Raw genomic sequence first — 12,683 nt, 5'->3', positions numbered from 1 at the left:
CATTTCTCACTCATTTCTTAAAGTATCTAAAATATTAACTTCAGTAGCTTTTTTAGCAGGATAAAAAGACGATAAAGCAATGATAAACAAAGCTCCTATAAGGGTAAGAAAAAAATCAAGCACAGATAAATCAAGTGGCAGTTTAGAAGTGCCATAAACATCAGCAGGCAAGTGTATAATGTCAAAATTTCCTAAAATCCAAAGAGCGATAAAAGCAAGAATAATTCCGCATATCATTCCACTTCCACCAATCAGCATTCCCAAAGCAAAAAAACTCTTCTTAACTTCCGCTTTGCTCGTTCCAAGTGCAAGCAAAAGTGCGATTTCACTGCGTCTATTCATCACAATCATCAACAAAGAGCTGACTATATTTAAACTTGCCACTAAAATAATCAGCATTAAAACTATAAAAAGTGCCCTTTTTTCAAGCTCTAAAGCGGAAAAAAAATTTTGATTTTGTTCCCACCAACCTATACTAATATAGTCTTGTTTTAAATATTGCCTTAATTTTTCTATATCCTCAAAAGCATTTTTGCTGTATATATGAATTCCATCATAATCTTGATTATAACCAAGAATTTTTCTTAAAGTATCGACATTAACATACATATAAGCTTTGTCATAAAAAGCAAGATTTGAGCTAAAATGAGCTTTAATATCAAATCTCTTTGTCTGCGGAATCAAAGAAAAGCCACTCGGGCTTAAATTTGCAAAGATTAAGGAAAGTTTATCGCCCTTTTTTAAGCCAAAATCTGCCATTAAACCCGAACCAATCAAAATATCAAAAGATTGCAAATTCTCATCTTTTAAAGCATGGGCTACAACATCATTAATTTTTTTTTCTTCTTCAAAATTCACTCCAAAAAGTATTCCGCCCTCAAAGCGATTTTCTTCTTTAGCAATCACTTGAGTGCTGATATAAGGGCTAAAGAGCAAATGAGGAAATTTAAGTTTTAATTCTTTAACCAAAGAATCATCAATTTTTGTATAAAATTTAGGAATTATAGTAATAGGATAATTCATCACAAAAAATCTTTTTTGAAATTCTTTATCAAAACCATTCATAATTGCCATAGCCACAAGCAACACGCAAAGTCCTACGCAAACACCTAAAAAAGCCAAAAACATAGAAAGATTAATAAAGGGCTGCTCTTTATCAAAACGTAAATATTTAAAAAGCAAATACCTCGGTATACTTTTTTTCAAGCCAAAATTCCTTGTTTTGGTCCGCTTTTTCCATGACATTCTTTAAATTTTTTACCACTTCCGCAAGGGCAAGGAGCATTTCTTGGGACTTTTTTAAATTCAGCTTTTCCTAATTCATCTTCATTTGCACCCATTTGTATGGAGTTTTGTAAAATTTTTTCATTTTCTTTATTTGCCTTTTGCTCTAAATTTTCAACGTTTTCATCATTAAATTGCACACTGAAAAGAAGCTTAATGCTGTCAAATTTTATACGCTCTACAAGCTCTAAAAAAAGATTATAGCTTTCTTTTTTGTATTCTACTAAGGGGTCTTTTTGATTGTAACCCCTAAGCCCTATACCTGTTTTTAAAATATCCATTTGATACAAATGCTCACGCCACACCTTATCAAGTACTTGAAGATATAAAATACGCTCAATATGCCTTAATTCAGTGCTTTGAATGTTTTGCATTTTGGCATTATAAGAATTTTCTAAAATTTCAACGAGTCTGTCTGTAATTTCTACAAGACTTAAATCCTTAAAATCTTTTTCATCCAATTCAGTTGAACACTCATAAAGAATTCTTTGTTTTAAATTTTCAAATTCTACACTATCATTTGCATTTAACATTGTTTCATTGATAATTTTTTGGACATATTCTGTGATATTTTGAGAAATTTTTGCCCTAATATCATAATCCTCATCTAAAAGCTCATTGCGGTATTTATAAATGGTTTTTCTTTGCTCATTTGCAACATCATCGTATTCTAACAAATGTTTTCTACTCTCAAAATGCAAATTTTCCACCTTTTTTTGTGCATTTTCAACCGCCCTTGTCACAATACCAGATTCTATGCTTTCACCTTCTTTAATGCCTATTTTTTCCATGATGCTTTTAATGCGATCCCCGCCAAAAATTCGCAAAAGATTGTCTTCTAAACTAAGATAAAAGCGACTAATTCCCGGGTCTCCTTGTCTGCCCGAACGTCCGCGAAGTTGATTATCAATTCTCCTGCTTTCATGCCTTTCAGTACCGATAATATAAAGCCCTCCCAAAGAGCGGACTTCATCATCGATTTTTATATCCACACCGCGTCCTGCCATATTTGTTGCTATGGTTACAGCTCCCTTTTTACCTGCATCAGCAATGATTAAAGCTTCTTGTTCGTGATTTTTAGCATTAAGTACATAATGAGGAATTTTTTCTTTCACCAAAAGTGCATGCAAAAGCTCACTTCTTTCTATGCTTGCTGTGCCTACTAATACGGGTTGTCCTTTGGAATTTGCTTTTTTAATCTCTTCAATCACTGCTTTGAATTTTTCATTCATAGATTTATAAATCAAATCATCTTTATCTTGCCTTTTGATTGCTATATTTGTTGGGATTGAAATCACATCAAGTTTATAAATTTGAGAAAACTCACTCGCTTCAGTTTGAGCAGTGCCTGTCATACCCGCTAATTTTTCATACATTCTAAAATAATTTTGAAAAGTAATATCTGCCAAAGTTTGACTTTCTTCTTGAATTTTAACCCCTTCTTTAGCCTCTAAGGCTTGATGCAATCCCTCGCTAAACCTTCTTCCCTCACTCAAACGCCCCGTAAATTCATCAACAATGACGACTTCATTATGTCTTAAAACATAATGCACATCTTTTTCAAAAAGATTGTGAGCTTTTAAAGCTTGATCAAGCTGGTGAGCTAAAATTGCATTATCAAGGCTGTATAAATTCTCAACCCCAAAGAGCTTTTCAGCCTTAGCAATACCCTCTTCGGTGATGAGTATATTTCTGTTTTTCTCATCAACCACAAAATCCCCTTCAGGCTTATTTGGCGGTAAAACTTCTTTAGCTTTTTTCATCTGTTTTGCAACTTCATTAGCCTTAATATAACCATCGAGTGTGCGATTTGTAGGACCACTAATGATAAGAGGTGTCCTCGCCTCGTCAATTAAAATGCTATCCACTTCATCAACGATAACGAAATTATGTTCTCTTTGGACCTTTTCGCTCTTTGAAAATTTCATATTATCCCTTAGATAATCAAAGCCAAATTCGTTATTCGTGCCGTAAGTTATATCACATTCATAGGCTTGTTTGTGAGCCAAATCGCTGTTTTGATTTGAAAGTACTACGCCCACGCTAAAACCTAAGAAATTATAAATCGCACTCATTTGCTCCGCATCTCTTTTAGCTAAATAATCATTGACCGTAACGATATGCACCCCCTTACCACTCATTGCATTTAAAACTACAGCTAAGGTTGCGACCAGAGTCTTTCCCTCGCCCGTTTTCATTTCAGCAATTTTTCCTTCATGTAAGACCATTCCTCCGATAAGTTGCACATCAAAATGCCTCATATTTAAGGTTCTTTTACCAACCTCTCTCACAATTGCAAAAACATCATTTAAAAGTGCGTCTAAACTTTTTTCATTGTTTAAAACCTTGTCTTTTAATTGAGCAAATTCTGTTTTTAAAGCCTCATCATCCAAAGCTTCATATTTTTTTTCAAGAGAATTAATCTGTTCAACTCGTTTAAAATATTTTTTAATTTCTCTGTCATTTTTTGTCCCAAATACAGCTTTTAAAGCTTTTAAAACCATTTTTAGACCTTTATTAGAAATTTCTAAGCTTATATTATAACCATTATTTAATTAAACTTAGCTAGAATAAATAAAAATATTTTTATAAACTTTGAGGTTGATGATGAGAATTTTATTTTTTATAACTTTTTTTGTGGCAAAACTTTTTTGTTTGGATTTGAATTTTACGAATTTTTCAAGTGATTTTATCCAAAGTGTGAGCTCTAAAAATTCAAAAATCAATTACAGCGGACATTTTGTTTTAACACAAAATAAAGCTTTTTGGAGCTATGAAAAGCCAACAAGAAAAGAAATTTATATCAATAAAAATCAAATCACTATCGTAGAACATGATTTAGAACAAGTGATTTTTTCTACTTTGGATACAATTCCTAACTTAAATGAAATTTTCAAATCAGCTAAAAAAATTCGCCCCAACGAACTTGAAGCAAAATACCAAAACATAAATTATAAAATTCTTTTAGAAAATGATGAAGTCAAAAGTATAGGCTATAAAGATGAATTTGAAAATTATGTTTTAATCACTCTTTTAAAGCAAAGTAAAAACACTAAGCTTGATGAAAATATTTTTATACCAAAATTTCCAAAAAATTACGATTTAGTGCGTTAGTTTTGGATACAAATTTTAAAAATTTTTAAATCGAAGTTTCGTTTTCATCAAAATTAAGCTCAAATCCGTTTAAATTTTGATTTAAATTTGAATTTTGTTCGGTTTGATTTGTTTCTAAATTTTGTCCTAAAGATGAATCTTCTTTTAAATGATTTCGTTCTAAAATATTAGCTTTTTCAGACCGGTTAAGCTCTTGATTGCTGATTAAATCTCTTTTAATTTTTTCTTCAATATCCGGTGTGATTTTCGGAATATCTAAATTTTTAGGATTAATATCTGTATCATCTAAATTTTGCTCATTATTATCAAAAAAATCCTTTGGTATTTCTGGTATATGCGGAGTTTGCACTTCTTTTACTTCAGGTACTTTTATATTGTCAAGAATTTTTTTAAGCTCATTTTCTGTATTTTTTTCTTTAGCCTCTGTGCTTTGTAAAAATTTTTTAAATTCCTCAATATCAAATTTTTCTATCCCGCTTAAGGATAAAATATAAATCTCATCAACCTTAAATTTATATTTTTTTTCTATGAATTTTTCTAAAGTTTTTTTAAAATTATTTTTACCCGATTCTGTGAAAATATCCTCATAGAAAAATCCCGAAATTACGGTATTAACGCTATCAATAATTTGAGTTTTTTTTGAATCCACATTCTCTCCCTCAAATTCTAAAGAAAGTTCAATTTTTTTCAACACATTAACTCCACTTTTAGAATAAAGATCTGTTCTTAAATTTTCAATCTCAAGGCTGTTTGCACTTAAAATCAAAGGCAAAGCCAAAAGCAATTTTTTCATTTTTATTCCTCATCGTTTTCTAAATCTAGAAAGTCATTTTCTCTATAAAAAGTTTTAACATTTTCATCAGTTTTTAAAACATTAACAAAATAATTTTTAAAATTCAAGCTTTTAGAATACAAAATTTTAAGATTTTTAGGATTAATACCACGTGACAAAGCGACATAAAGCTGTCCGTTTTCAAAAATATTATCAATATCGCAAATAAGCTTTTCAATGCTCATTCCTTGCGATTTGTGAATGGTGATAGCATAGGCTAATTTTATAGGAAATTGACTCACACTTGCACGAATAGCGGTAAAAATTTCCTCTCCTATTTGTTTGACCTCCTCAAATAAATAAGTATAAGGCTCAAGTAAAATTTCACAACCATTATTTTTGATGATTTTGATATAAAACTTATTTTCTTGCTCTAAAATTTCATCGATTATGCCTTGTTCGCCATTAAAATATCCCTTATCAAAATTATTAAGAGTGAAAATGATTCTTGCACCCACTTTAAGCTTAAGATTTTCAACGATGCTAAGGCTTTTTATCCAAGAATCAAATTGAGCTTGTGTTAAATCCTCATCCTCTTTTGTCAATTCAGCTCTAAAAGAAAAGAGTGGATTTTGAATTTTATTTAATCTTTGTTCATTGATATCATCTGCCTTTTTGTTTATCCCACAAAGTAAGGTAAAATCATCAAATTCACTTTCTAATTTTTTTGGATTTAAGAGAAATGTTTGAAAATATTCTAAAAGCTCATCATTAAAAATTCCTTGTCTTAATAGAGAAAGTTTTTCATAAAACTGCTCATTTTGAGTTCTTTTAGACACAGAAAGACTCAAATTTTTAAGCATTAATTCCTCCCAAAATAAAGAAGAAAAAGCATAATGGGAATTGACAAATAAAGAATTAACTTGCTTATCTTTTATCACAGGAGGCAATTGAAAAAAATCCCCTACAATTAAAAATTTCCCTTTAAAACCAAAGCTTTTAACCCTAAAAGCAATCATATCTAAAAGGTCTGCACTCACCATAGAAATTTCATCGATAATAATGAGATCAATCTTTTTGAGAATTTTTTCTAATTGAATGAGTTTTTTTCTTTGTTTTTTATCATAAAGATAAAGCTCTTCTAAATTCACACAGCGTCCAAAACAAAAAAAGCTGTGTAAAGTTATCCCACCGATATTAATAGCACTTAAGGCACTTGAACCTAAGGTGATGACTTTTTTATCTTGTTTTTCATAGGAATTTTTTATTTTTTTGGTTAAAAAAGATTTTCCAACACCTGCTCCACCGCTTAAAAAAACATTGTGCCTTTCTAAAATTTTTTCTAATTTATTAAGCATTATTTTTCCTTGATTATAATTATAACAATTTTTTAGCAAAGGTTTATTGATGCGTTATATTTTTTTAATATTTGCACTCATTTTTACAGCTTGCTCTTTGAAAACAAACACAAATGAAGTTTTAAATCAAACGAATTTTGAAATGAATTCGCGTTCAAAACACTACGCAAAACTTGATTTTGAACAAAATCTCTCCTTGCTTCCGGTTTCTAAAGAGTTTTTTAAAAACGATGGTAAAACATATAAAAAATATTTTTTCTCTGCTTGGCATAGTGATTTTAGAAATTTAAATTCTAAAAATTTATTTTGGTCTTTTGAGGCTTATTTAAATAAGAACAATAAATATTATTTTTTTAACAAGCAAATCATTCCTAAATCTTGGTTTGAAAAAAATATTATAAATGCTAATATTTCAGCATTAGGAAGTATTAATAAAAAGGCTTTGGTGATTAAAAACACTCTTTTGAAAAATTTTCCAACTCAAGGATTGATTTTAAAAAATCCTTTTAAAGAAGGCGAGGGAATTCCTTTTGATTATGCAATCGATAATATTTTAAATATAGGAAGCCCTGTTTTAATTTCCCATTTAACCAAAGATAAACGCTATGCCTTTGTAAGATTTGAAAATAGTTTTGGTTTTATTCAAACCGATGCCTTAGAAATTTTTAGCGAACACAGAACAAAAATTTACGAAAATCTCAATTTTATCACACCTTTATTTGAAAAAATGCCTGTTTTTGATGAAAAAGGAAGATATTTTTTTGAAACAAGAATAGGTGCGATTTATCCTTATTATAAAAGCGATAAAGAATATTATTATGGAAAAATTGGAGAAAATAAATACAAAATTGCTAAAGATAAGGCAGCAAATTTCCCTTTAGAATTTAACGACTTGCATCTAAAACATCAATTATCTGAAGTTCTAAATCTGCCTTATGGTTGGGGCGGATATAGTTTTGAACGCGATTGTTCTTTACTCACACACGATATTTTTGTGCCTTTTGGTCTATATATGCCTCGAAATTCTCTAGCACAAAATAATGCTTTTTCACATTTTGATATAAGTTTTTTAAGCAACACTCAAAAAAAAGAATTCTTAAAAAATTTTGCTAAACCTTATTTAAGTTTGCTTTATCTTAAAGGACATATAATGCTTTATGTGGGGAGTTTTAAAGACAAAGAACTTGCAATCCATAGCATTTGGGGGCTTAGAAAAAGCGAAAGCAAAAGACTTTTGATAAGCAGAAGTGTCATTACAGGTTTAGAAATCGGCAAGGATGAAATCCCTGACGAAAATCTTTTGCTCTCAAAACTTAAAGAAATTTCTTTTATAAGATTAGAAGAAAGTGAAAAAACAAGGATTAAAGATTATCTTTCAAAATTTAAAAAACAAAATTTTTAGTTTGTAATATTTCTATATATTTTGAGTTAAAAGTATGAATTTTAAATATAAAATTTAAATTATTTTTAGAGCGAAGCTCAATAATATTAAAACAAAAAGATTTAATTTCGCTCAAAAAAATAAATTTATTTTTTGAGCTTATCTAAGTTTAATCAAGCAAATGCTACAATTTATATAATACAAAGCTTAAGGAAGACAATGCTACAAATAGGAATTTATGGTGCAAAAGGGCGTATGGGAAAACAAATTCAATTTTGTTTAGAAGAGGAAAATGCAAAAGCCTCTGCTTTATTCGACCAAAATGACAATATAAGTGAGTTTTTTGAAAATTGTGAAGTGGTGATTGATTTTTCCTCTCCCATCGGCACAAAAGAACTCTTAAATTTTGCAAGAACAAATCCCAAACCCTTAGTCATAGGCACAACAGGACTTGATGAAAAAACCTTTCAACTTTTACAAAGTGCAGCTGAAGTGATGCCCGTATTTTATGCAACCAACATGTCTTTAGGAGTAGCGGTTTTAAACTATCTTGCAAACAAAGCAAGCACCTTGCTTGAAAATTTCGATATAGAAATTTTAGAAATGCATCATCGTCATAAAAAGGATTCTCCAAGTGGCACGGCAATGAGTCTGGCACAAAATGTTGCAAAAGCTCGATTTTTGGACTTAGAAAAAGTGCGTATAAGCGGACGCGATGGAATCATAGGAGAACGCAATAAAGACACAATTGCTGTGATGAGTTTAAGGGGTGGAGATATAGTAGGACGCCACACTATAGGCTTTTATGAAGATGGAGAATACTTAGAACTCACTCATAATGCAACTTCAAGGGCTACTTTTGCTAAAGGTGCGATTAAAATCGCTAAATGGCTTGTTTCTAAAGAGCCAAATTTGTATTCAATTAATGATTTTTTAGGAATTTAAATGTGTGCTGTGGTTGGAGTGATTAATTCAAAAAATGCAAGCACTTATGCGTATTATGCTTTATTTGCTATGCAACATCGTGGGCAAGAAGCAAGTGGAATCAGTGTCAGCAATGGCAAAAACATAAAAACCATTAAGGCTAAAGGCGAAGTCAGTCAAGTATTTAATGAAGAAAAGCTCAAAAGTTTAGAAGGTGAGCTTGCAATCGGGCACAATCGTTATTCTACAGCAGGAAATTCAAGTCTTAATGACACTCAACCCATAGCTGCAACTTGTATTTTAGGCGATATAGCCTTAGCTCATAATGGAAATTTAGTCAATAAAGATGAAGTAAGAACAAGACTCATTCAAGATGGTGCGATTTTTAGAACAAATATGGACACCGAAAATGTCGTGCATTTAATTGCAAGGAGCAAAAAACAAAATTTAAAAGAAAGATTTATAGAAAGCCTTAGAGATTGCGTTGGTGCGTATTGTTTTGTTTTGGCGGATAAAGAAAAGCTTTATGTTGCGAGAGACCCTTATGGTGTGCGTCCCCTTTCTTTGGGCAGATTGAAAGACGGAGGCTATATTATAGCGAGTGAAACCTGTGCATTTGACTTAATAGAAGCTGAATTTATACGTGATATACTTCCGGGAGAAATGCTGATTTTCACACTCGGACAAGAACAATTTGAAAGCATAGAGCTTTTCAAAAGTGAGCCTAGAATTTGTGCGTTTGAATATGTGTATTTTGCACGTCCTGATAGCGTTGTTGAAGGAAAAAGCGTTTATGAAGTGCGTAAGAAAATGGGTGAAAATTTAGCTAAAAAATTCATCTATAAAGCCGATTTTGTCGTGCCTGTTCCAGATAGTGGAGTGAGTGCTGCTATAGGTTTTGCACATTATCTTAAAATTCCACTTGAAATGGCAATTGTAAGGAATCATTATGTGGGTAGAACCTTCATAGAGCCCACTCAAGAACTCAGAAATTTAAAGGTTAAACTCAAATTAAATCCTATGGGAAAAGTTTTGAAGGGCAAAGAAATTGTAGTGATTGATGATAGCATAGTGCGTGGAACAACCTCTAAAAAAATCATTTCCTTGCTTCGCAGTGCAGGAGCAAGTAAAATTCATCTTGCAATCGCCTGTCCTGAAATCAAATTCCCCGATGTTTATGGTATAGATACGCCAACTTTTGAAGAGCTTATCAGTGCCCATAAAAATATTGAAGAAGTACGCAAATACATTAAAGCAGATAGTTTGAGTTTTTTAAGCATAGATGAACTTGTGGATAGCATAGGAGATGAAAGAGCCTATTCCCTTGTGAGTTTTAATGGGGATTATTTCATCACAAAATAAGGAATTTTTCAAAATCCTAATTTTAAAATTCTTGTATCCTTTTATCATTATTTTTAAATATATTTGCAAACAAACACCATATAACAAGCCCTATTCCAGCGACTAAAGCAAGAGCCATATATGCCATAAAATATCCATAGTATTGTGCTATGAAGCCCCCTAAACTTCCGCTCAATGCCCCGCCAACGCCTCCACAGGTCATTACAAAAGCAAGTCCGGCATTGATATGCCCACTCCCTCTTAGGATAAATGCTACCAAAATCGGCACAATCACACCCGTAATCCCTGCACCAACACCATCTAAAATTTGCACAATAATCATACCGCTGATATTTTCAAAATACGCAGCAATCAGTCCGCGAATCAAAAGTTCAAAAAGAGAAATTCCCATAAGAATTAATATGATTTGCGTTTTAGAGACTCTCGTTTTTATATATATAATCAATGTGTTAAACGAATTTAATATATTATTTTGTTTGTATGCATTTTGTGTTTGAGAAATGTCTAAGAATTTTCCGCAAAATAAAGCAACAAAAATCATTGTGCCTTGTGCAATTATAATTGTTGCTGCCGCATATGCTCCACTAGAATCTACACCTAAGGTGTGTGCTCTTTGACTTAAAAGTGGAAGCATTGCAGCATTGCTAAGGTGAAAACAAAAAAGCACAACACTTAACACAAGAAGTTGTTTATCGAAAATTGCTTTAAACAGCTTAAAAGAAGCCTTTTGCTCATTAGAATTCTGTTTAAATTTAAATGTTTTCTGTGGTTGCATTAGAGTTTCTTCTAATTTTGATTCATTGAGCGGATTTTTAGGTTTTTCAAGGCTTACTTCTGCACCTCTTGCTACTTCGTGATTGATAAAAGCATTGCGTAAGAATATAAGACAAAGTAAAGAAAAAATTCCCATAAATGTAGTGATAGCAAAAATTGAAGCGATTCCAAAATATAAAGCACATACAAAGCTCAAAGCTGCACTAAAGGCTGTCCCAGCGTGTTTGTAGGCTTCATTGCGACTTGTTTGCTGTGCATAAGCTTTTTGTCCTACAATTCCAAGTGTCAATGCCGCAAATGCAGGAGCAAGAAACACTGCACACAAAGAAATGCTAAATTGTGCAAGGAGCGTGAAAATAAAGGTTGGATAAAAATAATTTGCAAGTGTGCTAAACATAATCATAAGAATACAGAAAGTAATAAGTGTGCGTTTATAGTGCGTTTTATCGACTAAAATTCCAAATGGTATTCCTAAAATGAGCGTGCTAAGTGAAGTAATTGTGCCGATAAAACCGATTTGCCCTTCTAAAAATCCATGTCCTTTCAAAAACACTCCAAGATAAGGTCCTAAACCATCGCGAACATCAGCAACAAAAAAATTAAGCCAAGCTAAAACATTATAAGAATTCATAGAAAATCTTGTTAAAGATAATAAATGCGGTATTTTACTGCGAGTTTGCTAAAAGAATTATAAGAAAGAGATAAAGAAATTTTAATAATCAAATTATTAAAATTTTTCCTAAATTCTACAACATCTCTTTTTAAAACTCTACAATCAAAAATTAATATAATCTTTTTTTGTTTTATAATATTCTTTAACTAAAGGATTTTTAAATTCCATTTTTTCTTTAAGATTTCTATCAGAGTAAAATGTTATAATTAACTCATCAGAGGGGGAAAGTGGAAGTTGACTCCCTCCCCTTTGATATTTTCTATCGTTTTTTGTGAATACTTCATTCTGTCTGTAATAACTCTAAAATTAATATTTTCGTTATTTTCCCATTGTTTTATAAATTATTCCTTTTAAATTTATATTTGTTTGAATTTTTTGTTTGATGTGTTTGATTATTTTCTTGTATAGAATTTACATCTTTTGTTTTGTAATTTTGTAATATTCTTTGACTAAAGGATTTTTAAATTCCATTCTTTCCTTAAGATTTCTATCAGAGTAAAATGTTATAATTAACTCATCAGAGGGGGTTGAGTGGAAGTTGTCGCCCTCCCCTTTGATTTTATCTGTTACAGCTCTAAAACGCACTCTATTATTATTTTCCCATTCAAATACTTTTCCACCTTTTTCATCCATGAAAGGTTCTTTAAATATTTTCAAATAGGCTCTTATAGAATTTCCTAAATTCAATAATTCCTCTATTGTGATTTGTCCCTCGCTTTCTTGCTCTAAATGTATTTTAAATTATCAAAATTCCTCATTTTTTTCATAAAAATGAGCTAAGATATTTAAAATATGATTTTTATTTTTCAATTTATAAACTATGATTAAAATCTTTTTTATGACTCTAAATTCCTTAAAAATTTAATATATCCACCTTTATACTAAGCTTTGTGTGCTTTAACCAAAGCCATTTCTAATCTATAGCTTAAATGCTTCTTTGCTTTGAGTATGTTTTTGTCATTTTTATAATTTTTTAAGATTAATTCTAATTTATACGCTCTAAATCTTAGATGATAAAAGTTTAAGAGATGATAGAACATT

Annotated in this window: 10 protein-coding genes; 4 read left to right on the top strand and 6 right to left on the bottom strand. The window is 30.9% G+C overall.

Annotated features, from left to right (window positions below; genetic code table 11):
• Positions 1-6: 6 nt before the first annotated feature.
• Both CCUN_RS04215 and secA read right to left on the bottom strand, forming a co-directional pair.
• Entirely contained in the window at positions 7-1,245 is a 1,239-nt protein-coding gene (locus CCUN_RS04215; RefSeq protein ID WP_415270568.1) for an ABC transporter permease, read from the bottom strand.
• Positions 1,203-3,788 (bottom strand): preprotein translocase subunit SecA, encoded by a 2,586-nt coding sequence (gene secA, locus CCUN_RS04210; RefSeq protein WP_027306095.1) that lies wholly within the window; start codon positions 3,786-3,788, stop codon positions 1,203-1,205. Before secA ends, CCUN_RS04215 begins: the two co-directional genes overlap by 43 nt.
• Positions 3,789-3,888: 100 nt before the next feature.
• Here secA and lolA point away from each other — a divergent pair, with 100 nt between their 5' ends.
• Positions 3,889-4,398, top strand: coding sequence for a LolA-like outer membrane lipoprotein chaperone (gene lolA, locus CCUN_RS04205; protein WP_415270567.1), 510 nt, complete (start codon positions 3,889-3,891; stop codon positions 4,396-4,398).
• A gap of 25 nt (positions 4,399-4,423) precedes the next feature.
• On the opposite strand, the gene CCUN_RS04200 is transcribed toward lolA, so the two are convergent.
• Both CCUN_RS04200 and CCUN_RS04195 read right to left on the bottom strand, forming a co-directional pair.
• Positions 4,424-5,191, bottom strand: coding sequence for a hypothetical protein (locus CCUN_RS04200; RefSeq protein WP_051521736.1), 768 nt, complete (start codon positions 5,189-5,191; stop codon positions 4,424-4,426).
• A 2-nt stretch (positions 5,192-5,193) separates the two neighbouring features.
• The gene (locus CCUN_RS04195; protein ID WP_027306097.1) at positions 5,194-6,528 is read right to left on the bottom strand and encodes an ATP-dependent DNA helicase; all 1,335 of its coding nucleotides are present in this window, start codon (positions 6,526-6,528) and stop codon (positions 5,194-5,196) included.
• Positions 6,529-6,577: 49 nt separating this feature from the next.
• Here CCUN_RS04195 and CCUN_RS04190 point away from each other — a divergent pair, with 49 nt between their 5' ends.
• From CCUN_RS04190 to purF, 3 genes are all read left to right on the top strand, one after another.
• Entirely contained in the window at positions 6,578-7,930 is a 1,353-nt protein-coding gene (locus CCUN_RS04190; protein ID WP_027306098.1) for an SH3 domain-containing C40 family peptidase, read from the top strand.
• A gap of 198 nt (positions 7,931-8,128) precedes the next feature.
• A complete protein-coding gene (gene dapB / locus CCUN_RS04185; RefSeq protein WP_027306099.1) occupies positions 8,129-8,854 on the top strand; it encodes a 4-hydroxy-tetrahydrodipicolinate reductase in 726 nt (241 codons plus the stop codon).
• The gene (purF, locus tag CCUN_RS04180; protein WP_027306100.1) at positions 8,855-10,195 is read left to right on the top strand and encodes an amidophosphoribosyltransferase; all 1,341 of its coding nucleotides are present in this window, start codon (positions 8,855-8,857) and stop codon (positions 10,193-10,195) included.
• A 22-nt stretch (positions 10,196-10,217) separates the two neighbouring features.
• On the opposite strand, the gene CCUN_RS04175 is transcribed toward purF, so the two are convergent.
• Positions 10,218-11,600 (bottom strand): MFS transporter, encoded by a 1,383-nt coding sequence (locus tag CCUN_RS04175; RefSeq protein ID WP_051521737.1) that lies wholly within the window; start codon positions 11,598-11,600, stop codon positions 10,218-10,220.
• A gap of 453 nt (positions 11,601-12,053) precedes the next feature.
• Positions 12,054-12,329 carry a hypothetical protein gene (locus CCUN_RS04170; protein ID WP_174564653.1) on the bottom strand — a complete coding sequence of 92 codons (276 nt, stop codon included), beginning with the start codon at positions 12,327-12,329 and terminating at the stop codon, positions 12,054-12,056.
• Positions 12,330-12,683 lie beyond the last annotated feature (354 nt).

Source organism: Campylobacter cuniculorum DSM 23162 = LMG 24588 (assembly GCF_002104335.1).
GTDB classification, from domain to species: domain Bacteria; phylum Campylobacterota; class Campylobacteria; order Campylobacterales; family Campylobacteraceae; genus Campylobacter_D; species Campylobacter_D cuniculorum.
Note: the sequence above shows the minus strand (reverse complement) of the source record. Positions and strands in the feature narration are given on the sequence as shown.